Source organism: Variovorax xiamenensis, assembly GCF_050916385.1.
Classification (GTDB): domain Bacteria; phylum Pseudomonadota; class Gammaproteobacteria; order Burkholderiales; family Burkholderiaceae_C; genus Variovorax.
In genome coordinates this window covers 3,534,465-3,560,916 of the sequence record NZ_CP139038.1, presented here as the reverse complement: position 1 = coordinate 3,560,916, position 26,452 = coordinate 3,534,465, and the positions used below count along the sequence as shown (strand labels likewise).

The window sequence follows — 26,452 nt, the reverse complement described above, 5'->3', positions numbered from 1 at the left end:
AAGGGTTGAACCCACTTGCCTTCATTTGCCGATCCATACGCCTTTTGTGCAGCCGGATTTGCGGGCCGACGGCGCCCGATGCACGGAGGTACACATGAAGCGCATGCCCGCCCGGCCCGACCTGGGCCACCTGAAGAAGCAAGCCAAGGAGCTGCTTGCTCTCTACCGAAGCAACGATCCCACCGCCACCACGCGCTTCCGCGAGGCCCTGCCGGCCGCCGCCGGCAAGAGCGACGCCGCGATCGCGGCCATGGGCCTGCGCCTGCACGATGCCCAGTCGTGCATCGCGCGCGAGTACGGATTCCAGTCGTGGGCCGACCTGCAGGGCTTCGTTCTCGCGCGCCGCTCGCAGACGGACGACCCGGCAAGGGCCGTCCTGCAATGGCTGCGCCTCGTCTATGCGGGCGACATCGCCGGAGGCACGAACCGCGCGCGGCCTGCACTGGCCCTGCGCCTGCTCGAGGAAAGCCCCGACCTGCCGGGCGACGACCCCGTCCTCGCCTGCGCGATGGGCAACGAAGCGCCGATCCGTCAGGCCATCGAGCGCGATCCGGGCTGGGTGAATCGCGCTGGAGGCCCGCTCGCACTCCCGCCGCTCGTCGCGGTGACTCATTCGGGACTGCTGCAGTTGCCTGACTACCAGCAACGCCTGCGCGACTGCGCGAAGCTGCTGCTCGATGCAGGCGCGGACCCCGATCAATCGGTGGGCAACCGCTGGCCGCCGGCATCGCTCGATGCGCCCGCCGAAGACGAACGGCTGTCCGCGCTCTACGGCGCCGCCGGGCAGAACCGCGATCCAGTACTCACCAGGTTGCTGCTGGACGCCGGCGCCGACCCCAACGACGGCGAATCGCTCTACCACTCGCTGGAGAACCCCGCCTGCACGAGGCTGCTGCTCGAGGCCGGCGCGCGCGTCGCGGGCACGAACGCGCTCTACCGCGTGCTCGACCTCGACGACGTCGAGGCGCTGCGCCTGCTGCTCGCGCACGGCGGCAATGCCAACGAGCCGCCCATGGGCCCGCCCACGAGCGACTGGGGCTCCCTGCTGCTGTGGGCCATCCGCCGCCGCAAGTCGCCCGCGCACATCCAGGCGTTGCTGGAAGCGGGTGCCGATCCCTCGGCCACCACGGCCGAGGGCACGAGCGCATACATCGCCGCCCTGCGCTTTGGCCTGCCCGAGGTCGCCGGCCTCCTGCAACAGGCCGCGGGCGACGCACCTCTTCCGGTGGACGAGGCCTTCATCGCCGCCTGCGCACGGGGCGATGAAGCCATTGCCCGTAGCATCCAGTCGGCACATCCCGGCATCGTGGGATCGCTTTCCGAAGCGCAGTTGCGCCTGCTGCCCGAACTCGCCGCGCAAGGATGCGCCGACGCGGTGAAGCTGATGGTCGAACTGGGCTGGCCCATCGCAACCCGCGGCGGCGACTGGGACGCCTCGGCGCTCAACAAGGCCGTGTTCCGGGGCGACGCCGCGCTCGTGCGCTTCCTGCTCGAGCACGGCGCAAGCTGGCAGGAGCGACACGGCTTCGGCGACAACGCGTGCGGCGGCCTTTCCTGGGCTTCGTGCAATGAGCCCGACGGGGAAGGCGACTGGCTGGGCTGCGCCGAAGCGCTGGTGGCGCATGGCATGCCTGGCGCGCAGCCGGACCCCGAAAGCCCGGACAGCGTGCTCATCGGCGGGCGGCGCTATGTGTTCTCGGACGAGGTCACCGACTTCCTCCTGGGCGCATCGACGACGCGGAGCTGAAGAAAAAAAAGCGGGCCCGAAGGCCCGCCCAAAGTCGTCCGTCGAACTGCGGAAAACGCAACCCGACTCCGACTCACCTCGAACTCAACTCCTGCTCTTTCTCTCTCCTCTTTTCCTCCTGCCGTTCAAAGCGCGCGCCAACCGAGTTCCGGCGCGATGCGGCGGGACAGGTCGGTCAATATCTGTTCGTAGTCCTCGCTGCCGAAGTTGTAGGGCAGCTCCACCCGCAGCTCGCTCACCAGCGGCAGCACCGGGTCACGGCGCAGGCGCTCCAGGATCTCGTCGGAGGTGCCGACGAGGTCGCTCGCGAACAGGGTGCGCCGCTCGCCTTGCGGCGCCAGCGTTCGTTCGACGCGGCCTGCCGCGAATTCGCGATAGCGCTTGCGGGTGGCGGCATCCGCGCCATCGAGCGGCACGATCACGCGGCCAAGCGCTACCCTGCCCCTATGCGCATCGGTTTCGCTGGCCTTGTAGCGCTCGACGAGACCCAGCTGCGCTTGCAGGAAGTCGTCGGTGGTCTCGCCCGAGAGAACGTTGCCCAGCAGCAGGTTGAATCCGTTGCGGCCCGCCCACTCGACCGAACGCAGCGAGCCGCCGCCGTACCAGAGCCGGCCGATGAGGCCCGGCGCATACGGCTGCACGCGCGGCCGCACGCGACCGCCGGCCGACTCGACGAAAGTCTCCTCGTCGCCGAGCAGCGTGTCTTCGAGATTGGCCTTGAGCCGCCCCACGCGCTTGTGGCTGTAGTCGACGGTGTTCGGCGCCGCGTCGTGGAAACGGTTGCCCAGCAAGGCGCCGTGCAGCGGCGCGCCGGCGCTCAGGCCCACCTGCAGCCTGCCGCGCGACAGCACGTCGACCGTGGCCAGGTCTTCGGCAAGGCGGAACGGGTTCTCGTAACCCATCTGGATCACCGCCGCACCCAGCTCGATGCGGCGCGTGCGCTGCGTCGCGGCGGCAAGGAAGGTCGCGGCCGACGACACACCGCGCTCCAGGTGACGTTGCCGCACCCAGGCGCTGTCGAAGCCGTGCTTCTCGCCGAACTCGAAGAGCTTCAGCGCGGCTTCGAGGCCGGCGAGCGGATCGGCCTCGGCGTAGTTGCCCGGCGTCAGGAACGCGAGATGGCGGATGCTGCTGCTCACGGCGCGAACTTCGGCAGGCCGGGCGGGTTCGTTTCCGACTTCTGCAGCGCTTCTTCCGCCAGGCTCCAGCGCGCGAGCGCGCGGCCGTAAGTGCCGTTGCGAATGAGGTTGTTGGTCGCGGTGGTCAGCGCCACCGCGAGCCCGCTGCCCTTGCGCGTGGCAATGGCCACATCCGACTTCAGCGGCCAGCCCGCGTTGACGGTGCCCACCAGCCTGATCTGCCCGTTCTTCGCCGCCTCGTAGGCCTGCGGCGCGTTGGGATTGAAGTTGGCATCGACCCGCCTGGTGACCACCGCCAGCGTGCGCGTCACATCGTCGTCGTAGTACTGGATCTCGACAGGCTTCAGGCCCGCCGCGACGTTCTGCCGGTTCCACTCGAGCAGGATGCGTTCCTGGTTGGTGCCGGCGCCCGTAGTCAGCTTCAGGCCCGCGACGTCCTTCGGCTCCCTGATCGACTTGATGGCGCTGTCCGTCTTCACGTAGAAGCCGTGCAGCCCGAGGCGATAGGTGGAGAAGTCGAACTTCTCCTTGCGCTGCTCGGTCACGCCCACGTTGGAGATCACGGCGTCGTACTTGCCCGAGCTCAGGCCCAGCGGCCAGTCGGCCCAGGCGATGGGCTGCAGCTCCAGCTTCAGGCCCAGCGCGTCGGCGACGAGCAGCGCGAAGTCGGGGTCGAAGCCGACGACCGTCTTCGCGTCGGTTGCATAGGTCGAGATCGGCGGCGCGAACGGCGCGATGCCGATGGTCAGCACGCCTTCCTTCACGAACTTGAAGCTCGGCGGAATCGCGTTGACCGCCTCGGCGTCTTTCTGGCCGCGCAGGCGGCCCTTCTGCTCGGGGCTGAAGTCGAACTTGTCGGCGGCATGGGCCGCGCCCGCCGCCCCCGCCACGAGCGCGAATGCGACGACGAGGCCTCGGGCCATGGACGTGTGCTTGAAGAAGTTCATGGCCATCAGTTCTTCGGCAGGCCCGGCGGGTTGGTGCGCGAGGCCGCGATGGCCTCCGACTCCAGGTTCCAGCGCGACAGCGCCTTGGCGTAGTTGCCGTTCCTGATCTGCGTGTTGAGCGCCAGCGTCACGGCTTCGGCAATGCCCGAGCCCTTGCGCGAGGTGACGGCGATCTCGGCGTTCAGCGGCCAGCCGCCCGAGAACAGACCCGCGAGCCTGGTCTTGCCGTCGCGCGCCTCGTAGGCTGCGATGGCGTTCGGGCCCAGGTACGCATCGGCGCGGCCCGACTGCAGCGCCAGGCGCTGCACCACATCGTCGTCGTAGTACTGAATCTCCACCGGCTTCAGCCCCGCGACCACGTTCTGCTTGTTCCAGCGCAGGAGAATCTGCTCCTGGTTGGTGCTGGCAGAAACGATCACCTTCAGGCCGGCGATGTCCTTCGGCTCCTCGATCGCGCCCAGCTTGCTGTCGGACTTCACGTAGATGCCGAGCTGGTCGTTGCGGTAGGTCGAGAAGTCGAACTTCTCCTTGCGTTCCTCGGTCACGGTCACGTTCGATACCACCAGGTCGAACTTGCCCGACTGCAGGCCCAGCGGCCAGTCGGCCCAGGCGGTTGAGACCAGCTCCAGCTTGCGCCCGAGGCTGTCGGCCACCAGCTGTGCGATGTCGGGAGCGTTGCCCACCGGCGTTTTCGTGTCGGTCGCATAGGCGGCGAACGGCAGGCGGCCGGTGGTGGTGCCGACGACGAGCACGCCTTCCTTCTGGAACTTGAAGTCCTTCGCGAGCCGGACGGCCTCGTCGATCTTCTGCGCGCGCGGGCGGCCGGGCTGCTCGGGGCTCAGGTCGGGAGCGAGCTGGGCCGATGCGGCCAGCGGCGCCAGCAGCGCGGCAAGGACAACGGACAGGATGTTTCGTCGATGGGTCATGAAGATCGATGCAGTGAAGGAAGAAAAAGTCAGAGAACCTTGGCCAGGAACTCGGCAGTGCGCGGATGCTCCGGCGCGTTGAAGACCTTGTCGGGCGAGCCTGTCTCCAGGATGCGGCCGCGCTCCATGAAGACGATGTTGTCGGCCACCTCGCGCGCGAAGCCGATCTCGTGCGTGACGATCAGCAGCGTGGTGCCCGAGCGCGCCAGCTCCTTGATGACGGCCAGCACCTCGCCCACCAGCTCGGGGTCGAGCGCCGACGTGGGCTCGTCGAACAGCAGCACCTTCGGCTTGAGCGCCAGCGCACGGGCGATGGCCACGCGCTGCTGCTGGCCGCCGGAGAGCTGCCTGGGGTAGGCGTGCGTCTTGTCGCCCAGGCCCACGCGCACCAGCAGTTCGGAAGCCAGCGCCTCGGCCTTGGGCCGGGAAATGCCGCGCACCGAGATCGGCGCCTCGACGATGTTCTCCAGCACCGTGAGGTGCGGGAACAGGTTGAAGTTCTGGAACACCATGCCCACGTCGACGCGGCGCTTCAGGATTTCCCGCTCGCGCAGCTCGTAGAGGGTGTCCTCGTCGCGCCGGTAGCCGATGAGCTCGCCGTCGATGGAAATGAACCCGTCGTCCACGCGCTCCAGGTGGTTGATGGCGCGCAGCAGCGTCGACTTGCCCGAACCCGACTGGCCGAGGATCACCGTCACGCTGCCCCGTCCGACGGTCAGCGTCACGTCGTCGAGCACCTTGAGCGCGCCGAAGCTCTTCGAGACGCCGTGGATCCTGACCTCGCCGCCCTGCGTGAGCGGATCGGTCCAGCGCGGCACCTGCGCGGATACGACGGCGGCGGGCTCGGTCGCGGGCACCTGCACCTGCACCGGCTTCGTGCGCCACAGCCCGCGCACCACGCCGCCCAGCCACGAGCTCGGCGGATTGCGCAGCGCACCGCGCGAGAAATGCCGCTCCACGTAGTGCTGCACCACCGACAGCACCGTGAGGATGATGAGGTACCACACGGTGGCCACCATCAGCAGCGGAATCACTTCCAGGTTGCGCCTGTAGATGATCTGGATCGTGTAGAACAGCTCCGGCAGCGCCAGGATGTAGAGGTTCGACGTGCCCTTCGCGAGCCCGATGATGTCGTTGAAGGCCGTCGGCAGGATGGTCCGCATCGCCTGCGGCAGCACGATGCGAAACGACTGCCGCCCGCGGGACAGGCCCAGCGCCGCGGCCGCCTCCAGCTGCCCCTGCTCCACCGAAAGAATGCCGCCGCGCACGATCTCAGAGGCGAAGGCCGCCTGGTTCAATGTGAGGCCCAGCAGCGCCGCCACGAAGGGGCTGATGAGCTGCGTGGTCGGGTACGAGAAGAAAGTGACGTCGGTGCCCGGTATGCCCAGCGTCACCGTCTCGTAGAGGTAGCCGAGGTTGTTGATGATCAGCAGCAGAACGATCACCGGCACCGAGCGGAAGAGCCAGGTGAACACCCATGCCAGCCGCGCCAGCAGCGGCGAGCGCGATACCCGCGCCAGCGCGAGCGCGGTGCCGAAGAAGAAGCCGAGCAGCGCGCCCAGCGCCGTCAGCAGCAGCGTGCGGCCCAGCCCCTGCAGCACCGGCTCGGCGAAGAACCACTGGGCGAACACGCCCCAGCCCCAGCGCGGGTTGGTGAGCGTCGAATGAAGCACGATGCCGATGACCAGCACCGCGAAGATGGTGCCGGCCGTGCGTGCCGGGTACCGGGCCGGCACGATGCGGAAATGCGAGTAGTCGCCGTTGGCCGGTGCCGCCGCGGGCACCGGGGAGCGCTGCGGCTGCGGCACGCGCACCGGCGCGGGGCTTCGCGGCTCGGCGCCGGCGTCGAGAACGGTCGTGTTCATTGCAGCGCCGCTCCGGCAAGGTGCTGCCCGGCTGCGCGGCCCTGATGGCACCCGGCGGTGCCCAGATGCTTCTCGAAAGGCAGCTTGCGCGGCGTCTCGGGGTCGATGGGCGGATCGAAGAGCGCCGTGTAGCCGTGGCCCAGGTACAGGCCCACGGCCTCGGGCTGGCGGAATCCGGTCGTCAGGTAGATGCGCTCGTAGCCCTGGCGCAGCACCTGCGCCTCCAGTTCGGCGAGCACCTTGCTGGCCAGCCCTTGCCGCCGCAGGCTCGCATGCGTCCACACCCGCTTGAGTTCGGCCGTGCGCTCGTCGTGGCGCATGAACGCGCCACCGCCGATGGCCACGCCGTCGCGCAGCAGCAGCACGAAGTTGCCGCCCTGCGCCGGCGCGAACACCTCGGCCGGATAGCGGTCGATCTCGCGCGGCTGGCCCGGCTCTCGCATCACGTCGCCATAGCGGCTGTCGTACTCGAAGGTCAGCCCCTCGATCAGCGGCTTCGCGCGCGGATCGAGCGGCGTGGTGTAGAGGAACTGTTCGCTCATCGGGTGGGCTCCTTGCGTTGTTCTTGTGCGGCGGCTGCGTTGCCATTGCCGGAAAGGAAGCGCTCCGCCAGCCGCACCCAGTAAATGGCCGCGGGCGCGAGGATCGCGTCGTTGAAGTCGTAGAGCGGGCTGTGCAGCGAGGCGCTGTCGCCGTTGCCGAAGAACACGTAGCTGCCGGGGCGCGCCTGCAGCATGAAGGCGAAGTCCTCGCTGGCCGTGCGTGGGCGGAAGGCAGCGTCGACCAGGCCGGGCCCGAAGGTGTCAAGCGCCACCTCGCGGGCGAAGGCCGTCTCGGCTTCGTGGTTGATGACGGGCGGGAAGCCGGGCCGGTAGTCCACCTCGGCCTGCGCGCCGAAGCTTTCTGCCTGTGCCTTGGCCAGCGCGGGAATGCGCCGTGCGAGAAGTGCCCGCACCTCGGGTTTGAAGGAGCGCGCCGTGAGCTTGAGCTCCACGCTGCCCGGAATCACGTTGGATGCCTCGCCGCCGTGGATGGAGCCCACGGTCACCACGCCCATGTCGAGAGGATCGACGTTGCGCGCCACCACCGTCTGCAGCGCGGTGATCAGGTGCGCGCTGGCCACCACCGGATCGACCGTCTCCTGCGGCTGCGCGCCATGGCCGCCCTTGCCGCGCACGGTGATGATCGCCTGGTCGATGGCCGCCATCGCCGGCCCCGAGACGCAGCCGACGTGCCCCTCGCCCACGCAGGGCCAGTTGTGCAGGCCGAAGACCGCATCACACGGGAAGCGCACGAACAGGCCCTCGTCGATCATCCGCTTCGCGCCCGCGCCCAGCTCCTCGGCGGGCTGGAAGATCAGGTGCAGCGTGCCGCGGAACTCGCCCGACTCCGCCAGGAAGCGCGCCGCCGCGAGCAGGATCGCCGTGTGGCCGTCATGGCCGCAGGCATGCATCACGCCGGTGTTGGTGCTGGCGTAGGCAAGGCCCGTCTTCTCCTGGATGGGCAACGCGTCCATGTCGGCGCGAATGCCCAGGCTCCTGCCGGGGCCGCGCCGCAGCGTGCCCACCACGCCGGTACCGGCGATGCCGGTCGTGACCTCGTAGCCCCACTGCGCGAGCCGCTCGGCCACCAGGGCCGAGGTACGGTGCTCCCTGAACGACAGCTCGGGGTGCCTGTGGATGTCCCTCCGAAGCGCGATGAATTCGTCGCCGTAGCCGGCGATGGCGGATTCGACGCGATGGATGTCCTTGACTGCCGGGCGCGGCAGAGCGGCGCCCATCAGGCGGCCTTCCGCGGTGCGAGTGCGGCCTCCAGGGCCTCCTGCGCCGCATGGCGGCTCGCCTTGCGCGGCAGGCCCAGGTGGTCGCGCAGCGTCTGCCCGGGCAGCTCGCGCTGGTAGCGCCCGCGCGCCTCCAGCGCCGGAATCACGAACTCGATGAAGTCGTCCAGGCCTTGGCCCAGCACCGGGAATCCGAGGATGAAGCCGTCGGCCGCGCCCTCGTCCACCCAGCGGATGATCTCGTCGGCGATGCGCTCGCCGGTGCCCACGAACTGCGTGCGCGGCGTGGCCACTTCGAGCGCCACCTCGCGCAGCGTCTGGCCCTTGGCCTTCGCGTTGGCCTTGATGCGGTCGGTGGTCGAGCGGAAGCTGTTGCGGCCGAGCTCGCCCAGCTCGGGAAACGGCGCGTCCAGCGGATACTGGCTGAAGTCGTGGTGGTCGAAGAAGCGGCCGAGATAGGCCAGCGCCTCCTCCACCGTCAGCAACTCTCGAATGGCACGGTACTTGGCTTCGGCCTCTTCCTCGGTGGCGGCGACCACGGGGCCGATGCCGGGAAAGATCTTCACGTCGTCGGCCTGCCGGCCTTGCGCGACTGCGCTGGCCTTCACCTGCCGCAGGAAGCCGCGCGTGTCCTCGAGCGAAGGCGAGTGCGTGAACACCGCGTCGGCGTACTTGCCCGCGAGCCCGATGCCCGCATCCGAAGAGCCGGCCTGGAAGATCACCGGCTGGCCCTGGGGCGAGCGCTGGATGTTCAGCGGACCCGACACCTCGAAGAAGCGTCCCTTGTGGTCGAGCGTGTGCAGCTTGTCTCGGTCGAAGAAGCGGCCGCTCTCGCGATCGCGCACGAAGGCGTCGTCGTCCCAGCTGTCCCACAGGCCCTGCGTCACCGCAAGGTACTCGTCGGCGATTTCGTAGCGCAAGGCGTGCTCGGGGTGCGCGCGGCTGTAGTTCTTGGCACTGCCTTCCAGCGGCGTCGTCACCACGTTCCAGCCGGCCCGGCCGCCGCTGATGAGATCGAGCGAAGCGAACTGGCGGGCCACGGTGAACGGATCGCTGTACGAGCTGGAGACGGTACCGGCAAGGCCGATCTTCGAGGTCACGGTGGCGAGCGCCGACAGGATCGAGATCGGCTCGAAGCGGTTGAGGAAGTGCGGGATCGACTTCTCGTTGATGTAGAGCCCGTCCGCCACGAACGCGAAAGCGATGCCCGCGGCTTCGGCCTTCTGCGCGGTGCGAACGAAGAAGCCGAGGTTGACGCTGGCATCGGCCGGCCCGCCCGGGTGCTTCCAGGAGTTCATGTGGCTGCCGGCGCCTTGCAGCATGACGCCGAACCTGATGCTGTTGTTGTCATTGTTCTTGCTCATGACGATCGCTCTCTGCTGGTATTCGGAAAGGAAGGAAAGAAAAGAAGGCTCAGGCCGCGACGGATGCCGCTTCGCGCGCCGCGGCCAGCAGCTCGACCGACGCGCGGCGCTCCGCGAAGGCGGCTACCGGGATGTCGATGACGAACTCCTCGATGCCATGGCGCTCGCTCAGCGCGTCGAGCGCATCGCGGACCTCCTCGCCGGTGCCGGCGATCACGTGGGGGCGGCGTTCCTCGGTCCGGTAGTCGCTCACGCCGGCCTGCCGCGCGAACTCGGCGGCGGCTTCGAGGCTGGGCAGGTTCACGCTCTGGCCGGTGGGCAGATGCACGCGGAAGCTGCGCAGCGCGCCGACAAGCTCCGCGGCTTTTTCGCTCGTCTCGGCCGCGAAGGCGAAGAGCGCGAGCAGCGGCGCGCGCCCGGTCTCCGCGCGATAGGCCTCGACGGACTGCGCGAGATTCACCGGATCGCCGTTGAAGTGCCCCGCATAGGCGAACTGCCAGCCCAGGCGAGCCGCAAGCACCGCGCTCTCAGGACTGCCGCCGAGCAGCACGCGCTGCGGCAACTGCGGCGGATTGGGCGTGGCCACCGCACCGGCCAACGCGTGTCCGGAGGCGATGCCGTCCTGCAGGAAGGCGTCGAGTTCGGAGAGCCGCACGCCGAAGTCCTCGCTCCTGCTCTTCGCCGGATCGTGCAGCCACTGCAGCGCCTTGCTCGTCAGCGGCAGGCCACCGGGCGCCTTGCCGATGCCGATGTCCACGCGCCCCGGCGCCAGCGAGGCCAGCACGCGGAAAGTCTCGGCCACCTTGAAAGGACTGTAGTGCTGGAGCATGACGCCACCGGTGCCCACGCGGATGCGTGACGTCTTGGCAAGCACGTGCGCGGCAAGCACCTCGGGCGCGGACCCTGCGTAGTTCCTGTTGCCGTGATGCTCCGCGAGCCAGTAGCGCCGGTAGCCCAGCCGCTCCGCTGCCTGTGCAAGTGCGATGGTGTGCTGGAACGCCTGTGCGGCGTCGGCGCCTTCCGGGATCAGGCTCTTGTCGAGCAGGGACAGCGAATAGGACACGGTGTGCGGCGGATGACGCCCTTGAAGAAAGAATTGCTGCGAATTCTCTTGGGCATTGCGCGCGCCGCTTGCGCTGAATTCCTATATCGATATCTGCTGAATGCTCAGTCGTGCGTGTGGGAAAGAATGGCCTGCGCGGCCTCGGACGCGCTCAGCACCGCCGTGTCGACGACAAGGTGCGGTCCGCTCCATGGCTCGTAGTCGTGCCGCTGTACGGCTTCCCATGTGGGCGGCACGAGCCCGGGTATGTCGATGCTTCGCTGCTCCACGCGGCGCCTGTGCTCGGCGGCGTCGGAGCACACGATCTCGACTTCGACGATGGATGAAGAGGCCTCTGCCGCAACGGCCCGCCAGGCCTCGCGCGTAACGGCCAAGGGATTCACGCAGTCGGCCAGCACCGCCTGCCCGAGCGAAAGATTGGAACGGGCCAGCCCGTAGGCCACGATGTAGCCTGCCGGCCCGATCTCACCGGCGGGGACGCCGGCCGAGCGCAGCGCCTGCTCGATGGTGTCGATGCGCAGGTACGCGCAAGGCAGGAGCGCGGCGATCTCCCGCGCGATGGTGGTCTTGCCGCTGCCCGGCAGGCCACCCAGAACGATCAGCATGCTCGGCCATCTCCAGGTTCAATGTCCTGGCGCCGAGTTCACCACGAATGCGGCAGCAGGCTCAACATCGCGGCCGCATGCAGCCGCCGCAGCGCCCGCACCGGCACATAGCCGTATGGCGCGCGGCGAGCCAGCGCATGCGGCGAAGCCGGCGGAATGCGCCAGGCTTTCGCCGTGAGGGCCAGGACATGCCGCGCCTGGGCGGCCGGGGAAACATAGTGGGTGCGCAGTTGCATGGCAATGAATCGGATGAATGCTCGCGCCGATTCTGCAAAGCGCATCCGTCTTTGCCAAAGACGGATTCCAAGTTACCTGATGCGATCCGTGATGAGCGGATGACCTGCGCAGGGGCTCAGGCGAAGTCCGTCGAGGGCTTCTCCCAGAGGTTCACGCCGCCCTCCACCGCGTACTTGTCGATCTCGGCCAGCTCTTCGGCGCTCAGCGGCGCATGCGACAGCGCCGCCACGTTGTCGACGATCTGCTCGGGCCGGCTCGCGCCGATCAGCGCCGAGCTGACGCGCGGATCGCGCAGCGTCCACGTGAGCGCGAGCTGGGCCAGCGACTGGCCGCGGCGGCGCGCGATCTTGTTGAGCTCGCGGGCGCGCTCGATGTTGGCGTCCGACAGGTGCTCCTGCTTCAGCGAGCTGCCGCCGGGCCGGTTGATGCGCGCATCGGCCGGGATGCCGCTGAGGTACTTGTCGGTCAGGAGACCTTGCGCCAGCGGCGTGAAGGCGATGACGCCCGCGCCGAGCTCGTCGGTGGCGTTCAGCAGGTCCTTCTCGATCCAGCGGTTGAACAGGTTGTAGGCCGGCTGGTGAATGAGCAGCGGCACCTTCCACTCGCGCAGCAGCGCGGCGATCTCGCGCGTCTTGCCAGCGGAGTAGGAAGAAATGCCGATGTACAGCGCCTTGCCCTGCTGCACGGCCTGGGCCAGCGCGGAAGCGGTTTCCTCCAGCGGCGTCTCGGGGTCGAAGCGGTGCGAATAGAAGATGTCGACGTAGTCCAGGCCCAGGCGCTGCAGGCTCTGGTCGAGGCTCGCGAGCACGTATTTGCGCGAGCCGCCGCCCTTGCCGTACGGCCCCGGCCACATGTCCCAGCCGGCCTTGCTGGAGATGATGAGCTCGTCGCGGTAGGGCTTGAAGTCTTCGCGCAGCAGCCGGCCGAAGTTGGTCTCTGCGCTGCCGTACGGCGGGCCGTAGTTGTTGGCGAGGTCGAAGTGGTTGATGCCCAGGTCGAAGGCCGTGCGCAACAGCTGGCGCTGCGTGGCGATGGATGTGGTGTCCCCGAAGTTGTGCCAGAGCCCCAGCGAGATGGCGGGCAGCACGAGCCCGCTGCGGCCGACGCGGCGGTAGGGAATGGCGTCGTAGCGCCTGGAGTCGGCGTGGTAGGTCATTTGTATGTCTTGTCCTGACGGTGGATGAAGGGAAACGGGAGAGGAAAGAGCCTTCGAGGATGCCCCCGCATGCGGCGCGCGGCAAGCATTTCCATGCGGCTGTCGCACTTATCCGTCGCCGCATATGCATGCGCGGTTTTCTTCGTTGGCCGGGCACGCGCCGATTCCTAGCATCGGCGGCTGGCCAACTTTCCGACCGCCCCGCCGGGGCCGCGCCTCATGTCCAACGAGCCCTCTTCCCTTCCCCTGCCCTCGCGCCGCCGTGCGCTCAAGACCTTCGCTTCGCTGGGCGCCGCAGGCAGCTTCGGCGGCCTGCTGCTTGCTGGCTGCTCGCGCGACGAGGGCAAGACCGCGTCCGCCGGCGGTGCGCCGGCCGTGGTGAAGAAGACGGGCGAGAAGGTCGCGTTCAAGTACCCGAACAACCCCTCCTTCGACCTCATCTACCTGGCCGACGAGCTCGGCTACTTCGAGGGCACGAACACCCGGCCCGACTACGTCGGCAAGATCGCCGCGCCGCAGATCATTCCGCTGGTGGGCACGGGCGAGATCGACTTCGGCAGCCGCATGGTGCCGCTGGTGATCTCCGCCATCGCCTCGGGCGCCGACCTGAAGGTGGTGGCCGCGGGCGGCAAGACGCTGCAGGAAGCGCCGCACATGAAGTACTTCGTTCGCAAGGACTCGGGCATCCGCGAGCCGAAGGACCTCGAAGGCAAGACCATCGGCTTCAACAGCTTCGGCGCCTGCGCCGAGTTCGTCACCAAGAAGTACCTGCGCCAGCATGGCGTGGACGTGAACAAGATCAACTTCGTCGTCATTCCCGACGAGCAGGCCGAGCAGACGCTGGTGACGCGCAACACCGACCTGGCGATCATCCACGCGCCCTTCTCCGGCCGCGCCGACAACGCCGACTCGCTGGTGCGCCTGTGGAGCGACTACGACCTCGACGGCGGCCTGGGCGGCATGGCGCCCTACAGCGCGCATGGCCAGTTCATCCGCCAGCACCCCGAAGCCGTGCGCGACGTGGTCGCGGCGCTGGCCAAGGCCGGCAACTGGGTCAACGCCAACACCGAGGAAGCCCGCAAGCTGGTGGCCAAGCGCATCAACATGGAGCTGAAGAACGTCGACCGCTATGCCTATGTCGACGACCTGGTGGTGACGGAGCCGCCGATCCAGTACTACATCGACATCCTGCAGTCCGAGGGCAAGCTGGCCGCCGGCAAGGTGTCGGTGAAGGACGTGTACACGAACGAGTTCAACCCGTTCGCCACGAAGACCTGAACGGGGCGAGACGGCGATGAGCATCAAGATCTCCGCCCGCGACGTGCGGATGGACTACGCGGCGCGTGGCGCGAGCGACCGGGTGCGCGTGCTCGAGGGCTTCGACCTCGACGTGCGCGAAGGCGAGTTCCTCTCGGTGCTCGGCCCCTCGGGTTGCGGCAAATCGACCTTCCTCGGCATCCTGGCCGGGCTCACCGAGCGCACCGGCGGGCGCATCGCCATCGACGGCCGGACGCTTTCGGGCATCAACCGCAACCAGGGCGTGGTGTTCCAGGGCTATGCGCTCTTTCCGTGGCTCACGGTGCTCGACAACATCGCGGTGGGCCTGGACATCCGGGGCGTGGCCAGGTCCGCGCGTCGCCGCACCGCGCAGGAATACCTGGAGCTCGTGGGCCTGCAGGGCTTCGGCGAGCGCTATCCGCACGAGATTTCTGGCGGCATGAAGCAGCGCGTGGCCATCGCCCGCTCCCTGGCCTACGAGCCCGACGTGCTGCTGATGGACGAACCCTTCGCCGCCCTCGACGCGCAGACGCGCGAGGTGCTGCAGGGCGAGCTGCTGCGCATCTGGGAGCAGCACCGCAAGACCATCGTGTTCATCACGCACAGCCTGGAAGAGGCCGTGTACCTGTCGGACCGCGTGGCGGTGATGACGCAGCGGCCCGGCCGCATCAAGGACATCATCGACATCCCGCTCGCACGTCCCCGCTCTGCGGAATTGCGCCATTCGGCCGAGTTCGCCGCGCTGCGCCAGCGTGCGTGGGAAGTGCTGAAGGACGAAGTGCAGATCGGCCTGCGGCCCCGCTCGCTCGAAGGAGTGGTGTCATGAGCGCGGTGCTCGACGCGCCCGTGGTTCGCTCCCCGGGCCGGTTCTTCAGGTTCGTGCGCGGCCTCGCTCGGCTGGCCGAGCGCGGCATCGGCATCGTGCTGTTCCTGGCGCTGTGGGAGGCCCTGCCTCGCCTGGGCATCGTGAGCGACGCCTACCTGAGCCCGCCTTCGGCCGTGCTCGCGAGCATCGTGCAGTTGCTGGACAACGGCCAGCTCTGGAAGCACGTCGCCGCCAGCCTGCAGCGCTCGCTCTGGGGGCTGGTGCTCGCGAGCGTGGCCGGTGTGGCGCTCGGCCTGCTCGTGGGCGGATTCAGCCGGCTCGCGGCCATCATCGATCCTGTGCTGCAGCTGTTTCGCCAGACATCGGCCTTCGCGCTGTTCCCAGTGTTCATCCTGTTCCTGGGCATCGGCGAGCTGTCGAAGGTGGCGATCATCTTCTGGGCCTCGTTCTGGCCGGTGCTGCTGAGCACGGTGGGCGGCGTGAAGCAGGTCGACCGGCTGCTGGTGAACTCGGCGCTGTCGATGGGCGCGTCGCGCCGCTTCGTCTTCTTCAAGGTGGTGCTGCCGGCTTCGCTTCCCTCGATCTTCACGGGCGTGCGGCTGGCGGGCGCCTACAGCATCACGGCGCTGGTGGCGGCCGAGATGATCGGCGCGCACTCGGGGCTGGGCTTTCTCACGCTGAACTCGCAGGAGACCTTCCAGATACCGACCATGTACGCGGGCATCCTGCTGCTGGCGACGCTGGGGCTGCTGCTCAACTACCTTCTTGCGCTGCTGGAGCGGCGGCTGCTGCGCTGGCGGCGGGGGCTGAGCCTCGATGAGTGAACCCGTCTCCCCTGCTTCGCGTCATCGCCGGCTCGCTCTTGCAGGTGCATCCCTGGTCGCGGCGGCCGCGCTCGCCGGGCTGGGCGCGTCGTGGGCTTCTTCGGGCAGCCGTCTCGGCGAACTCCCCAAGGGGCCGGTGCTGGCCAGGGCCATCGAGCGCGGCACGCTGGTCGTCGGTGTGCGGCGCTACCCGCGCCCGGCGCCTCCCGAGGCGCCCACGCCGCCGGAGCCCGATGGCTTCGACGCCACGCTGGCGCGCGAGCTGGCCCGCTCGCTGAATCTCAAGCTCGAACTCGTGGGGCTGGATGCCGCAGCGCAGGAGACCGCATTGCGCGAGGGCCGCGTCGACCTGCTGGTCGCGGGCGTGCCCGCAACTCCGGCGCCAAAGGGCATCGACTCAGCCCCCGGCAGCTACGACACCGGCAGCGGCCTGGTGGTCGCACTGCGCAAGGGCCGCGTGCAGGATGCCGAAGCGCTGCGCGGCGCATCGGTCTGCGTGGGCGAAGGCTCGGGCTATGCCGGCGCGGTCTCCCTGCGCTACGGCGCGCAGCCGCACAGCTACCCATCTTCCGTGCACGCAGTGTCGGCCTTCATGGCGGGCGAATGCACCGCGCTGGCGGAAGATGCGGAAGTGCTGGAGCGGCTGTTGAAGAACGAGGAGTGGCGCTTCTACAAGCCGCTGGCGAGCGGCCTGCGCCCGCCGGCCGACGCGGCCATCCGCCTGCCGCAGGGCGACGCAGCTTCGCGCGACTACCTGGCCGCCGCGCTGCGCCAGTGGCGCGCCGACGGCACGCTGGCACAGGCGCGCGGCGCGCGCGCGGGCAACCTGCAGTTCGAGATCACGCTGCTCAAGGACGGCTTCGTCTGCCACTCCTGAGCAACCTGAGCAACGAGGGAGCGCCTCAGGCCTGCGAGGCGCGCCATTCGGCCAGCGCGAAATCGCGGCTCACGAGGTTCTCGGCGAGCAGGAACTTCTTCACCTCGTCGAGCAGCGCCAGCCCTTCGGCGGGATACGCAGCCTCGGGAAAGTGCGACAGCGGATGCGAGACCTTCACGATCTCCAGCGGAAAGCCGCTCACCTCCGAGTGGAAGGCGTAGTAGTCGGCGCTGTTGCGATGGATCTCCTGCAGCGCGGCGCGCCGGGCGCGCGTCCACGCCGCGGGCAGCCCGGGTGCTGCAGCCAGCACCTTGCCCGACGCGACGATCACCGATGTGCCGCGCAGCGTCGGATGCTTCTCGGCCTCGTCGATCACCGGATAGCCGCGCGAGGCCAGCAGCGGCCCCACGTCGATCTGCGCCGCGAAGGCCGCGATCGAGCCCTGGTCGAGCGCCGCCTCGCCGTCGCGCGGGAACATGTGGATCACCTTCACGGACTTCTGCAGCCCGTTTTCGCGCAGCAGCCCCAGCACGTAGCGGTGCATGTAGGAGCCGCGCGCAACGCCGATCGACTTGCCTTCGAGCTCCTTCACGCTGCGCACGCCGTTGCGCGGCGTGAGCAGCCACACGTTCATGCCCACCGCGTCGAAGCCGATGAGCTGCCCGTCGAGCCCGCGCGAACGCGCGACCACGGCGGGCGTGTCGCCGTAGATGCCGACGTCGAGCGCACCCGAGAGAAAGGCCTCGTTGAGGTCGGGCCCGTTCGGGAAATTGCGCGTCGTCACTTCCTTGAAGCCGAGCGGCGCCAGCTCGCGCAGCAGATGGCCCTGCCGCAGCGCCCAGCCGGTGGCGTTGGCGGGCTTCTTGCCGGGGCCGATGTAGCCCAAGCGCAGCACCTGGCCGCTGCCCTGCGCAAATGAAAAGACTGGCAAGCTGCTTGCGGCAGCGGCTGCAACGGCTCCGCGCAACAGACGGCGGCGGCTCGGAAGATCGGACATCGAAAAACTCTGGAGAAGAAAAACAGATTCAGTGCGCGCGCCGCAGCAGCTCGAAGCTCGCGTCGGCCGATGCGGTCGATTGCCGGCCGCGGCCCCAGCCGACGGCGCTGCGGTAGCTGCCCATCAGGGCCGCGGCGGCTGCATCGCGCTCCTCGGACGTGGCGCTGCGGTCGGCGATGGGCGCGACGTAGAGCGCGTCCTCGGGGCAGTACAGCTCGCACATGAAGCAGGTCTGGCAGTCGTCCTGCCGCGCGATGCGAGGCGGGCCGCCCTCCACCGCCTCGAACACGTTGGTCGGGCAGGCGTTCACGCAGATGTTGCAGGCGGTGCAGCGTTCGGCGCTGATGACTTCGATCACGCGCTCACCTCTTCCCTTACCGCATGCCGCTGCACCCAGACCTCGTCGAGCCCGCCGCTGAGCAGCCGGTGGCGCTGCGACGGATCGAGCTTGCCGTGCTCGCGCCGGCGGTGCATGCCGCGCGTCTCGGTACGCTGCAAGGCGCTGCGGTACATCCAGCGCGAGGTGGCGAGCATGGCTGCGGCCTCGCGCGCGCGCACGGCTTCCGTCGCTGTGGCCGCCGGCGCGCTTGTGCGCAGGCGTTCCCAGAGGGCATCGAGCCGCGAGAGCGAATCGCGCAGCGCGTCGCCTTCGCGGAACCAGTTGCGCTCGTAGGGGAAGACTTCTGCCTGCACGGCGCGGACCACTTCCTGGCTGTCGAAAGCCGTGGCCCCGCGCGACGAGAGCGCCACGCCCCCTGCACGCAAGACGGTGCGCTGCGATGACCGGGCACGCGCATCGCGCCCGAAGGCCGCCGCGCCCGCGCCGGCCCAGAAACCCGAGGACAGCGCCCAGGCCGCGTTGTGGCTGCCGCCGCCCGTGAAGCCGCCGCAGATCAGCTCGCGCGTCGCGGCGTCGCCCGCTGCATAGAGCCCGGGCACTGAGGTCGCGCAACTGTCGTCCACAAGATGCAGCCCACCGGTGCCGCGCACCGTGCCTTCGAGCCGCAGGGTCACCGGGAAGTGCTGCGTGAACGGGTCGATGCCCTGCCGGTCGAACGACACGAAGAAGTTGGGCTGCGCGGTGCGCATCCACGCGCGGATCTGCGCATCGGCGCGGTCGAGGCATGCGAACACCGGCTGCGACTGCAGCGTCTGCGCGATCACGCCGCGCCCTTTCGAGGAACCCGCGCCCTCGATCGCCACGCCGTCGGCCGTGTAGAAGGTCGCCCAGTTGTAGAACAGCGACTTGGTGACCGAAGAGAACGCGGGCCCGAGCCCGTAGGCGTTCGAGAACTCCATGCCCGAGAGCGCCGCGCCCACTTCGGCCGCCATCAGCTGGCCGTCGCCCGTGAGCACGTTGCAGCCCAGCGCGCGGCTCAAGAAGGCGCAGCCGCCGGTGGCGATCACCACCGCGCCGGTGCGCGCCACCCAGCTCTCGCCCGTCTGGCGGTTCACGCCGGTGGCGCCGCAGACGGTGCCATGCTCGTCCACCAGCAGCTCGAGCGCGGGGCTGTGGTCGAGGATGCGCGCGCCCGATTCCTTCACCCGCTTGCGCATCAGGCGCATGTATTCGGGGCCCTGCAGCGAGGTGCAGCGCAGCGCGCCCTGGTCGTCGGCGGGAAAGGGGTAGCCCCAGTCCTTGAGCCGTTCGACATTGGCCCAGGTCTGCTCGAGCACGCGGTCCATCCAGGCGTGCTCGGCGAGGTGGCCGCCCATCGCGAACCGGCTGGCCTTGGCCTCTTCGCGCGCCTTGCCCTCGGGCGACACGTGCCACAGGCCGGTGCCCGAAGGCGCGGTCGCGCCCGAGGTGCCGCAGAAGCCCTTGTCGGCGAGCAGCACACGCGCGCCCTGCGCGGCGGCGCTCACGGCGGCCCATGCGCCGGCCGGGCCGCCGCCGATCACCAGAACGTCGGCCTCGTGCCTGGCGGAGCCGTCTGCTCCTGAAAGAAGATGCCGCTCGAAATCTCTCGCGCCCATGGTCGATTGCCTCGCAATGCAAAGAGCGAGACCGTATCAACGGCTGCCGCTGCGCACAAAGAAGGAAAGCGCGCATCGATATGCGGCTTGTGCGTGCGCGGGCAGAATGCCGCCTCTCCCGAACAGAGGCAGGACCGACCATGAACGACATCACCCTCACGCCCCCTACCGAAGAACAGCTGCGCTCCGGCGAACTGGGCCTCAAGCTGAGGCACTACAACTACGGGTTCGTCGGCGAGTACCCGAAGCAGGAATACATCCGGCTCGATGCAAGGGACGCAAACGGCCGCCTGCTGGGCGGGCTGCGAGGCTTCGTCTTCCTGTACTGGCTCAACATCGAGGTGCTTTTCGTGGAAGAAGACGCACGGGGCGCGGGCCTCGGCAGCCGCCTTCTTGCCGAAGCCGAGCGGCAGGCCATCGCGCTGGGCGCGACGAATGCGAAGCTCGACACCTTCGAATGGCAGGCCCCCGGCTTCTACCTGAAGCATGGCTACGAGGAATTCGCCCGCATCGACGACTACGCGCCCGGCTTCTACCTGGCGCTCATGAAGAAGCCGCTGCAAGCCTCCTGAAGCGGGCTACTTCGGGGCGGCTTCTCCGGCAGCCACGGCACGGTTCTCCACCAGCCCTTCCCTGGGCAGCAGCAGCGCCAGCGCGATCACGCCCAGGCTCACGACCAGCATCATCACGAAGGTGAGATGCAGCGAGCCACCCAGAGCAAGCCGGATGCCAGCGTCGCCCGCGACCGAGCCGTGCACGCCCTGCAGCAGCATGCGCAGCTGCTCGTCGCTGAACATCGGCCGGCCGTCGCCGTGCGTGAGCCCGAAATTGAACACAGCGCCGAAGAAGGCTGCGCCCAACGCGCTGCCGAGGTTGCGCGAGAACACGTTCGAGGCCGTGGCGACGCCACGCTGCGCGAGATCGACGCCCTCCTGGATCAGGATGAGCGAACTCAGGCTCATCACGCCCATGCCCAGTCCGATGATGAAAGAGCCCACGGCGGGCAGCACGGGCGAACTGCCCGTTCCCAGCAGCACGAAGGTCGAAGTGCCCACCGGGATCAGCGTCGCGCCGGTCACCACCATGCGCCACAGGCCGATGCGATGGAAGGTGCGCGAAGTCAGCGTCGCGCCGATGGGCCAGCCCAGCATCACCATCGTGAGCGTGAGGCCGGCCGTGACCGAGGAGCGCTCCAGCACCACCTGCACGTACATCGGCAGGAAGGTGGTGATGCCGATCAGCACCATGCCGGCGAGCATGGCCGCGCCGTTGACGGTGGCGATCATGCGCGCGCCCCACAGGCGCAGCGACACCATCGGGTCGGCCGCGCGGCGCTCCTGCGCGATGAAAAGCACCAGCGTGACCACGAAGAGCCCGGCCCACGCCAGCGCCACGCCCGAGTTGCCCACGCCGAATTCGGTGAGCGAGATCATCAGTGCCGCGATGCCGATGGTGAAGAGCACCGCGCCCACCATGTCGATGGACGAGCGCCGCACCGTGGGCGCTTCGTGCAGGAAGAGCCAGAAGCCCGCCGCCGCGGCCAGCCCGATGGGCACGTTGACCCAGAAGATCCACGCCCACGAGAGCTTCTGCACGATGAGCGCGCCGATCATCGGCCCGACCACCGCCGACACCGCCCACACGCTCGCGAGCCAGCCCTGAACCTTGCCGCGCTCGCGCACCGGATAGAGATCGCCCACGATGGTGAGCGACACCGGCTGGATCGCGCCCGCGCCGATGCCCTGGATGAGCCGGAAGCAGATCATGGCCGGCATCGACCACGAGAAGCCCGCAAGCACAGAGCCGATGACGAAGACCGCGATGCCCACGAACATGATGGGCTTGCGGCCGTACAGGTCGGAGAGCTTGCCGAACACCACCGTCATCGCGGTCTGCGCCAGCAGGAAGGAGGCGAACACCCAGCTGTAGAGATGCAGCCCGCCCAGCTCGGAGGCGATCTGCGGCATCACGGTGGAAACGATGGTGGCTTCTATCGCCACCATCGCCATGGAGGCCATGATCGAGGCGATGACCAGTGGGCGGCTTGTTGTTCTTTGGGTCGTGGAGGTCATGAGCCGTGCATGCTATAGACGGCATGAGCCCCTGTCCCCCGCTCGGGCTCTCGGGCGAGGCTCGTTCCTCAGGCCGGGCTGAGACTGGCCTCCGGCAGGCCCTTCGATTCGGCCCTTGCGGCATCGCGATAGCGCTTGGGCGACACGCCGATGCTGCGCTTGAAGGCATTGCTGAACGCGCTCTCCGAGGCGTAGCCCAACGACAGGCCCAGCGCGAGCAGCGGCGTTGTGCCTTCGCGCAGGCCCTGCTCGGCCAGGCGCATGCGCCAGTTGTGCAGGTAGGTCAGCGGCGGCACGCCGGCCGCGGCCTTGAAGCGCGTGGCGAAGGTGGTGCGCGACATGGCGACCGCATGTGCCAGTTCTTCGAGCTGCCAGGCCCTGGCCGGCTCGCCGTGCATCAGCCTCAGCGCAGGTGCGATGCGCGAATCGCCGAGCGCGCGCAGCCAGCCGGCGGGCAGCGTCTCGGGTTGCGATTGCGCCATGTGCGCGCGCAGCAGCTGCACGAACATCAGTTGCGCGAGCTGGGCCGAGGCGACGCCGGCACCGGGCAGCTCGCCTTCGCGCTCGCGCACGATCTGGTCGAGCAGCCATTGCAGCACTGGAGCCTGCGGCGACGAGGCCCGCGCGTGAATCCACGGCGGCAGCATGTCCGCCAGCAGCGCACCGGCGTGCGGGTCGAGCCTGATCTTTCCGCCGATCTGGACGTGGTCCTCGCCTTCACCGAAGCGCGCGATGCCGCTGAAGCCGCCGGTCAGCAGGCTCGCCGCCGCCACGGGCTGCAGCGCCGGATCGCTCGCAATCACGAATGGCCTGCACTGCGAGAACAGCACCACGTCGCCGGCCTCCACCCGCAGGGGCTCCTGTTCGCCCTCGGGCGTGAACCAGCACACGCCCTTCACCACTGCGAAGAACTTGATGTAGTCGAAGGCCGGAAAGCGGACGGACCACGGACCGCCCATCGAGAACACGGCCGAGACGACGGTCTGCGCCTTCGTCAGCCGGATGATTTCGGAGAAGGGGTCTGCGCTCATTTCCGGACTATCGCGCAAAAAAAGCGCACTGGAGCGCATTCATCGTTTGATTCCGGAAACCTAGAGTCAGGGCCAAGGAAGAACACGACCAATGAATCCATTGCCCCTGCCTCATTCATCCACCGTTCTCGTCACCGGCGGCACCGGCTTCGTTGCTGGCTGGTGCATCGCCGAGCTCCTGCGGCGCGGCTACACCGTGCGCACCACCGTTCGCAGCCTTTCGAAGGAGGCCGGCGTGCGCGCCAGCGTCTCGTCCGTCGTTGCCGGCACCGACGACCGCCTGAGCTTCCATGTTGCTGATCTCACCAGCGACAGCGGCTGGGACACGGCCGTCGCCGGCTGCGACTACGTACTGCACGTGGCCTCTCCGCTGGGCAACGACTCGCCTTCCGGCGCCGACGCGCTGCTGGCACCAGCACGTGACGGCACCTTGCGCGTGCTGCGCGCCGCGACCCATGCCGGCGTGAAACGCGTGGTGATGACCTCGTCGCTCGCCGCCGCCACGCCCTCGCGCAGCAACGAAGGAGCCGTGGCCGACGAGAACGTCTGGACCGACCTGAACGACACCGGCAAGACCAACGCCTACCGGATGTCCAAGGCCATCGCCGAGCGCGCGGCCTGGGACTTCATGAAGGACCACAGCGGCAGAACGACGCTCTCCACCGTGCTGCCCGGCGCGGTGTTCGGTCCGGTGATGGGCTCGCAGAACCTCGGTTCGGTGCTGGTGATCGGTCGCATCCTCGGCGGCAAGCTGCCGGGCAACCCGCGCATCGGCTTCAGCATCGTCGACGTGCGCGACCTGGCCGACCTGCACATCCGCGCCATGACGGCGCCCGAGGCCGCGGGCCAGCGCTTCGTTGCGATCCGCGATTTCATGTGGATGGCCGACATCGCGGGCGAACTGCGCAGCCAGCTCGGCGAAAAGGCGCGCAAGGTGCCGACGCGTACCTTGCCCGACTTCGTGCTGCGCCTTGCCGCGGTGTTCGACAAGGCGCTGCACAACGTCACGCCGCTGCTGGGCCGCAAGCTGAGCTTCAGCTCGGCGAAGGCGCAGCGGGTGCTCGGCTGGGCGCCGCGCCCCGCGAAGGCCACGGTGGTCGACTGCGCGCGCAGCCTGATCGAGGCCGGCGTCGTCGCCTGAAGCTCAGGCCAGCGCCGAGGTACCGTCGTAGATGTAGCGGCGCGACCAGGGCAGCGTCTTCGCCGCCCTGCCCGCCTTGCGCCCGACGATCTGGTAGATGGCCACGTCGTCGTTCTCGAAGGCATAGGCGCAGCCCGCGAGGTACACGCGCCAGATGCGGAACTTCTCTTCGTCGACGAGCGCGCGCGCCTTCTCGCTGTTGGCCTCGTAGGCGTCGCTCCAGCAGCGCAGCGTCTGCGCGTAGTGGCGCCGCAGGTTCTCCACGTCGAAGGCTTCGAGACCGCCCTGCTGCATGGCCTGCAGCGCGAGGCTGATGTGCGGCAGCTCGCCATTGGGGAACACGTAGCGGTCGATGAAGTCGCCGCCGCCGTACGACACGCCGCCGCCCTCGGGGTCGGACGAGGTGATGCCGTGGTTCATTACCACGCCGTCATCGGCCAGCAGTTGCTGCACGCGCTTGAAGTACTCGGGCAGGTTCTTGCGGCCCACGTGCTCGAACATGCCGACGCTGGTGATGCGGTCGAACTGGCCGCTCACGTCGCGGTAGTCCTGCAGGCGGATCTCGATGCGGTCTTCCAGGCCGGCGGCCTTCACGCGCTCGGTCGCGAGGTCGAACTGGTTCTGCGAAAGCGTCACGCCCACGCAGCGCGCGCCGAACTTCTGCGCCGCGCGGATCACCAGCGCGCCCCAGCCGCAGCCGATGTCCAGCAAGGTCTGGCCAGGCTTGAGTTCGATCTTGGTGAGGATGTGGTCTATCTTCTTCAGTTGCGCGGTGGCGAGGTCTTCGTCGCCGTTCTCGAAATAGGCGCACGAATACACCATGTTCGGATCGAGCCAGAGCCGGTAGAACTCGTTCGAGACGTCGTAGTGGTACTGGACGGACTTCTTGTCCGACGATTTCGTGTGAGTGAAGTAGCGCGCCATGTTCTGCAGCGCGCTGCCCGGCTTGTCGATCGAGGTCCTGGCCAGGCCGTAGGCGATGTCGATCACGTCGCTGAGCTTGCCCTCGATGTCGATCTTGCTCTTGACGTAGGCCTCACCCAGGTTGTCGAGCGTGGGCTGCAGCATCAGCGACAGCGCGGCCGGCGACTTCACGTGCAGCGTGACTGCGGGCCCGCTGAAGGTACCGAAGTCGAACGACTGACCATCCCACAGCGTGAGCCGCGCCGGCAGGTTGGCGCGTTCGCGGACCGCGGCGCTCCACTGCGCCAGCTTCTTTTCCCAAAGCATGCATTTCTCCGTGTTGTTGAGTTCTCCCGTCCGGACGGGTGAGTCGCTGCAGCGGGCAAAACAATAACGAAGTTCCGTGGAACGTGCATGGGCACGTCAGCGCAAGAAATCGCGGCAAGTGCTAGAAGGGGCCGAGTTGCAGTACCTGCCTTTCAGGCTGCTTCCATCGATGCCGCGCCCATCGCGTCGTTGCCGGCCTCGCCCAGCCAGCGGCGCTTGTCGCGCAGCGGCGGCGCGCCGAACATGCGGCCGTACTCGCGCGCGAACTGCGAAGTGCTTTCGTAGCCCACGCTGTGCGCCGCGCTCGCCACGTCGGCGCCGGCGATCAGCATCTGCCGCCGCGCCTCCTGCAGCCGCAGTTGCTTCTGGTACTGCAGCGGGCTCATCGCGGTGACGGCCTTGAAGTGATGGTGGAACGACGACACGCTCATGTGCACCGCGCGCGCCATGTCTTCCACCCGCAGCGACTGGGCGTAGTTCATGCGCAGCGCGCTGATGGCCTTGGTGATGCGCTGCGTGTGGCTGTCCTGCAGCGCGATCTGCCGCAGCCGCGCGCCCTCGCCGTTGACCAGCAGCCGGTACATGATCTCGCGCTTGATGAGCGGCGCCACGATGGGCACGTCCTCCGGCGTGTCGAGCAGCCGCAGCAGGCGCAGCACCGGCTCCAGCACGGGCATGGCGATGCGGTTGACGTACATGCCGCGCGAAGCCGGCGCGTTGGCCTTGGCGGGCAGCTTCTCGTCGCCGATGAGGTCGCCGATCTCGTCGAGGGCCAGCTCCAGCCGAACGCCCAGGTAGGGCTCGCTCTCGCTCGTCACGCAGACCTGGCCGCACACCGGCAGGTCGACCGAGGTCACGAGGTAGTGCATCGGGTCGTACACGTAGATGTCGTCGCCCACGATGATGCGCTTGGAGCCCTGCGCGATGAGCCCCAGCGCCGGGGACGCGAAGCCGTGCTTGGGCCCTTCGGGCTTGCGGATGCAGAACACCTGCAGGCCGGGCACGGCCGTGACCACCGTGCCCTCCTGGCCTCGGGTGATGTGCTCGATGAGCGCCACCAGTTCCTTGCGGGCGTCGTCGAGTTCGGGTTCCAGCGGCATCGGCTGGGCGATGGCGGCTGCGATTTCGGGTGTTTCGTCGGACATGTTCGGGCACCTTGTCACGATGGGGCCGGCAGGAACCGGCAGGCAGGGGCGGATTGCCCCCTGGAGGAATGAGCGGATCGGAGCTTAGCGCCGCTCTCCCCGCTTCGCACGCGCCGCGGGGGAGGTCTGGAGAAATAGGCAAGACCTTTGCAGGAACGCGCGCGTCGGCGGCCGGGCCGCGGCGGGATACTTTTTCAGGCCTTCCGCGCTCCTTCGGCATCTGCC

At 68.5% G+C, this 26,452-nt stretch carries 25 protein-coding genes; 7 read left to right on the top strand and 18 right to left on the bottom strand.

Annotation, left to right across the window (positions count from 1 at the left end; translation table 11 throughout):
• The first annotated feature begins 94 nt into the window (after positions 1–94).
• Positions 95–1,747 carry a hypothetical protein gene (locus SFB74_RS16280; protein WP_432731815.1) on the top strand — a complete coding sequence of 551 codons (1,653 nt, stop codon included), beginning with the start codon at positions 95–97 and terminating at the stop codon, positions 1,745–1,747.
• 125 nt (positions 1,748–1,872) lie between these two features.
• On the opposite strand, the gene SFB74_RS16275 is transcribed toward SFB74_RS16280, so the two are convergent.
• The 11 genes from SFB74_RS16275 to mgrA form a co-directional block, all read right to left on the bottom strand.
• Positions 1,873–2,886: an LLM class flavin-dependent oxidoreductase gene (locus SFB74_RS16275; RefSeq protein ID WP_432731814.1), complete on the bottom strand. Its 1,014-nt coding sequence runs from the start codon at positions 2,884–2,886 to the stop codon at positions 1,873–1,875.
• Positions 2,883–3,839 carry an ABC transporter substrate-binding protein gene (locus SFB74_RS16270; RefSeq protein ID WP_432731813.1) on the bottom strand — a complete coding sequence of 319 codons (957 nt, stop codon included), beginning with the start codon at positions 3,837–3,839 and terminating at the stop codon, positions 2,883–2,885. Before SFB74_RS16270 ends, SFB74_RS16275 begins: the two co-directional genes overlap by 4 nt.
• On the bottom strand, positions 3,839–4,759 hold the full coding sequence (locus tag SFB74_RS16265) for an ABC transporter substrate-binding protein (protein WP_432731812.1): 921 nt from the start codon (positions 4,757–4,759) through the stop codon (positions 3,839–3,841). Before SFB74_RS16265 ends, SFB74_RS16270 begins: the two co-directional genes overlap by 1 nt.
• A 29-nt stretch (positions 4,760–4,788) precedes the next feature.
• On the bottom strand, positions 4,789–6,624 hold the full coding sequence (locus tag SFB74_RS16260; protein WP_432731811.1) for an amino acid ABC transporter permease/ATP-binding protein: 1,836 nt from the start codon (positions 6,622–6,624) through the stop codon (positions 4,789–4,791).
• On the bottom strand, positions 6,621–7,166 hold the full coding sequence (locus tag SFB74_RS16255) for a GNAT family N-acetyltransferase (RefSeq protein WP_432731810.1): 546 nt from the start codon (positions 7,164–7,166) through the stop codon (positions 6,621–6,623). The genes SFB74_RS16260 and SFB74_RS16255 overlap by 4 nt, the downstream gene beginning before the upstream one ends.
• Positions 7,163–8,404, bottom strand: a complete 1,242-nt coding sequence (locus SFB74_RS16250; RefSeq protein WP_432731809.1) for a M20 aminoacylase family protein — start codon at positions 8,402–8,404, stop codon at positions 7,163–7,165. Before SFB74_RS16250 ends, SFB74_RS16255 begins: the two co-directional genes overlap by 4 nt.
• Complete coding sequence (locus SFB74_RS16245) at positions 8,404–9,768, bottom strand: LLM class flavin-dependent oxidoreductase (protein ID WP_432731808.1); 1,365 nt, start codon at positions 9,766–9,768, stop codon at positions 8,404–8,406. The genes SFB74_RS16250 and SFB74_RS16245 overlap by 1 nt, the downstream gene beginning before the upstream one ends.
• 49 nt (positions 9,769–9,817) lie before the next feature.
• Entirely contained in the window at positions 9,818–10,831 is a 1,014-nt protein-coding gene (locus SFB74_RS16240; protein WP_432731807.1) for an LLM class flavin-dependent oxidoreductase, read from the bottom strand.
• Positions 10,832–10,935: 104 nt separating this feature from the next.
• Positions 10,936–11,436: an AAA family ATPase gene (locus SFB74_RS16235; protein ID WP_432731806.1), complete on the bottom strand. Its 501-nt coding sequence runs from the start codon at positions 11,434–11,436 to the stop codon at positions 10,936–10,938.
• A gap of 38 nt (positions 11,437–11,474) precedes the next feature.
• On the bottom strand, positions 11,475–11,672 hold the full coding sequence (locus tag SFB74_RS16230; protein WP_432731805.1) for a hypothetical protein: 198 nt from the start codon (positions 11,670–11,672) through the stop codon (positions 11,475–11,477).
• Between the two features lie 116 nt (positions 11,673–11,788).
• Complete coding sequence (gene mgrA, locus SFB74_RS16225; RefSeq protein WP_432731804.1) at positions 11,789–12,829, bottom strand: L-glyceraldehyde 3-phosphate reductase; 1,041 nt, start codon at positions 12,827–12,829, stop codon at positions 11,789–11,791.
• 219 nt (positions 12,830–13,048) lie between these two features.
• Here mgrA and SFB74_RS16220 point away from each other — a divergent pair, with 219 nt between their 5' ends.
• Genes SFB74_RS16220 through SFB74_RS16205 form a run of 4 tightly spaced genes read left to right on the top strand, consistent with a single transcriptional unit; the run spans position 13,049 to position 16,634 of the window.
• A complete protein-coding gene (locus SFB74_RS16220; RefSeq protein ID WP_432731803.1) occupies positions 13,049–14,107 on the top strand; it encodes an ABC transporter substrate-binding protein in 1,059 nt (352 codons plus the stop codon).
• Between the two features lie 16 nt (positions 14,108–14,123).
• Positions 14,124–14,933 carry an ABC transporter ATP-binding protein gene (locus tag SFB74_RS16215; protein ID WP_432731802.1) on the top strand — a complete coding sequence of 270 codons (810 nt, stop codon included), beginning with the start codon at positions 14,124–14,126 and terminating at the stop codon, positions 14,931–14,933.
• Positions 14,930–15,757 carry an ABC transporter permease gene (locus tag SFB74_RS16210; RefSeq protein WP_432731801.1) on the top strand — a complete coding sequence of 276 codons (828 nt, stop codon included), beginning with the start codon at positions 14,930–14,932 and terminating at the stop codon, positions 15,755–15,757. Before SFB74_RS16215 ends, SFB74_RS16210 begins: the two co-directional genes overlap by 4 nt.
• Positions 15,750–16,634, top strand: coding sequence for a substrate-binding periplasmic protein (locus tag SFB74_RS16205; protein ID WP_432731800.1), 885 nt, complete (start codon positions 15,750–15,752; stop codon positions 16,632–16,634). The genes SFB74_RS16210 and SFB74_RS16205 overlap by 8 nt, the downstream gene beginning before the upstream one ends.
• Before the next feature lie 25 nt (positions 16,635–16,659).
• Here SFB74_RS16205 and SFB74_RS16200 read toward each other — a convergent pair whose 3' ends face one another.
• From SFB74_RS16200 to SFB74_RS16190, 3 genes are all read right to left on the bottom strand, one after another.
• Positions 16,660–17,565, bottom strand: coding sequence for an ABC transporter substrate-binding protein (locus SFB74_RS16200; protein WP_432731799.1), 906 nt, complete (start codon positions 17,563–17,565; stop codon positions 16,660–16,662).
• Positions 17,566–17,659: 94 nt separating this feature from the next.
• Complete coding sequence (locus SFB74_RS16195; protein ID WP_432731798.1) at positions 17,660–17,989, bottom strand: 4Fe-4S binding protein; 330 nt, start codon at positions 17,987–17,989, stop codon at positions 17,660–17,662.
• Entirely contained in the window at positions 17,986–19,608 is a 1,623-nt protein-coding gene (locus SFB74_RS16190; RefSeq protein WP_432731797.1) for an FAD-dependent oxidoreductase, read from the bottom strand. Before SFB74_RS16190 ends, SFB74_RS16195 begins: the two co-directional genes overlap by 4 nt.
• Before the next feature lie 140 nt (positions 19,609–19,748).
• On the opposite strand from SFB74_RS16190, the gene SFB74_RS16185 reads away from it, so the two are divergent.
• Positions 19,749–20,180, top strand: coding sequence for a GNAT family N-acetyltransferase (locus SFB74_RS16185; RefSeq protein WP_432731796.1), 432 nt, complete (start codon positions 19,749–19,751; stop codon positions 20,178–20,180).
• A 6-nt stretch (positions 20,181–20,186) separates the two neighbouring features.
• Here the strand turns inward: SFB74_RS16185 and SFB74_RS16180 are convergent, their stop codons facing one another.
• Both SFB74_RS16180 and SFB74_RS16175 read right to left on the bottom strand, forming a co-directional pair.
• Complete coding sequence (locus SFB74_RS16180; RefSeq protein ID WP_432731795.1) at positions 20,187–21,680, bottom strand: MFS transporter; 1,494 nt, start codon at positions 21,678–21,680, stop codon at positions 20,187–20,189.
• Positions 21,681–21,748: 68 nt separating this feature from the next.
• On the bottom strand, positions 21,749–22,711 hold the full coding sequence (locus SFB74_RS16175) for a cupin domain-containing protein (RefSeq protein ID WP_432731794.1): 963 nt from the start codon (positions 22,709–22,711) through the stop codon (positions 21,749–21,751).
• 91 nt (positions 22,712–22,802) lie between these two features.
• Here SFB74_RS16175 and SFB74_RS16170 point away from each other — a divergent pair, with 91 nt between their 5' ends.
• Positions 22,803–23,852: an NAD-dependent epimerase/dehydratase family protein gene (locus SFB74_RS16170; protein ID WP_432731793.1), complete on the top strand. Its 1,050-nt coding sequence runs from the start codon at positions 22,803–22,805 to the stop codon at positions 23,850–23,852.
• A 3-nt stretch (positions 23,853–23,855) separates the two neighbouring features.
• On the opposite strand, the gene SFB74_RS16165 is transcribed toward SFB74_RS16170, so the two are convergent.
• Together SFB74_RS16165 and SFB74_RS16160 are read right to left on the bottom strand one after the other, a co-directional pair.
• Positions 23,856–25,082 carry a class I SAM-dependent methyltransferase gene (locus SFB74_RS16165; protein ID WP_432731792.1) on the bottom strand — a complete coding sequence of 409 codons (1,227 nt, stop codon included), beginning with the start codon at positions 25,080–25,082 and terminating at the stop codon, positions 23,856–23,858.
• A gap of 152 nt (positions 25,083–25,234) precedes the next feature.
• Entirely contained in the window at positions 25,235–26,227 is a 993-nt protein-coding gene (locus SFB74_RS16160) for an AraC family transcriptional regulator (protein WP_093195251.1), read from the bottom strand.
• Between the last annotated feature and the right edge of the window lie 225 nt (positions 26,228–26,452).

Excerpts from the sequence above, each read along its gene's own strand:
- SFB74_RS16180 (WP_432731795.1), bottom strand. The coding sequence starts at position 21,680 with ATGACCTCCACGACCCAAAGAACAACAAGCCGCCCACTGGTCATCGCC.
- SFB74_RS16280 (WP_432731815.1), top strand. The coding sequence starts at position 95 with ATGAAGCGCATGCCCGCCCGGCCCGACCTGGGCCACCTGAAGAAGCAA.
- SFB74_RS16220 (WP_432731803.1), top strand. The coding sequence starts at position 13,049 with ATGTCCAACGAGCCCTCTTCCCTTCCCCTGCCCTCGCGCCGCCGTGCG.
- SFB74_RS16160 (WP_093195251.1), bottom strand. The coding sequence starts at position 26,227 with ATGTCCGACGAAACACCCGAAATCGCAGCCGCCATCGCCCAGCCGATG.
- SFB74_RS16175 (WP_432731794.1), bottom strand. The coding sequence starts at position 22,711 with ATGAGCGCAGACCCCTTCTCCGAAATCATCCGGCTGACGAAGGCGCAG.
- SFB74_RS16255 (WP_432731810.1), bottom strand. The coding sequence starts at position 7,166 with ATGAGCGAACAGTTCCTCTACACCACGCCGCTCGATCCGCGCGCGAAG.
- SFB74_RS16230 (WP_432731805.1), bottom strand. The coding sequence starts at position 11,672 with ATGCAACTGCGCACCCACTATGTTTCCCCGGCCGCCCAGGCGCGGCAT.
- SFB74_RS16190 (WP_432731797.1), bottom strand. The coding sequence starts at position 19,608 with ATGGGCGCGAGAGATTTCGAGCGGCATCTTCTTTCAGGAGCAGACGGC.
- SFB74_RS16210 (WP_432731801.1), top strand. The coding sequence starts at position 14,930 with ATGAGCGCGGTGCTCGACGCGCCCGTGGTTCGCTCCCCGGGCCGGTTC.
- SFB74_RS16260 (WP_432731811.1), bottom strand. The coding sequence starts at position 6,624 with ATGAACACGACCGTTCTCGACGCCGGCGCCGAGCCGCGAAGCCCCGCG.
- SFB74_RS16270 (WP_432731813.1), bottom strand. The coding sequence starts at position 3,839 with ATGGCCATGAACTTCTTCAAGCACACGTCCATGGCCCGAGGCCTCGTC.
- SFB74_RS16235 (WP_432731806.1), bottom strand. The coding sequence starts at position 11,436 with ATGCTGATCGTTCTGGGTGGCCTGCCGGGCAGCGGCAAGACCACCATC.
- SFB74_RS16185 (WP_432731796.1), top strand. The coding sequence starts at position 19,749 with ATGAACGACATCACCCTCACGCCCCCTACCGAAGAACAGCTGCGCTCC.
- SFB74_RS16215 (WP_432731802.1), top strand. The coding sequence starts at position 14,124 with ATGAGCATCAAGATCTCCGCCCGCGACGTGCGGATGGACTACGCGGCG.
- mgrA (WP_432731804.1), bottom strand. The coding sequence starts at position 12,829 with ATGACCTACCACGCCGACTCCAGGCGCTACGACGCCATTCCCTACCGC.
- SFB74_RS16245 (WP_432731808.1), bottom strand. The coding sequence starts at position 9,768 with ATGAGCAAGAACAATGACAACAACAGCATCAGGTTCGGCGTCATGCTG.
- SFB74_RS16250 (WP_432731809.1), bottom strand. The coding sequence starts at position 8,404 with ATGGGCGCCGCTCTGCCGCGCCCGGCAGTCAAGGACATCCATCGCGTC.
- SFB74_RS16165 (WP_432731792.1), bottom strand. The coding sequence starts at position 25,082 with ATGCTTTGGGAAAAGAAGCTGGCGCAGTGGAGCGCCGCGGTCCGCGAA.
- SFB74_RS16265 (WP_432731812.1), bottom strand. The coding sequence starts at position 4,759 with ATGACCCATCGACGAAACATCCTGTCCGTTGTCCTTGCCGCGCTGCTG.
- SFB74_RS16170 (WP_432731793.1), top strand. The coding sequence starts at position 22,803 with ATGAATCCATTGCCCCTGCCTCATTCATCCACCGTTCTCGTCACCGGC.
- SFB74_RS16205 (WP_432731800.1), top strand. The coding sequence starts at position 15,750 with ATGAGTGAACCCGTCTCCCCTGCTTCGCGTCATCGCCGGCTCGCTCTT.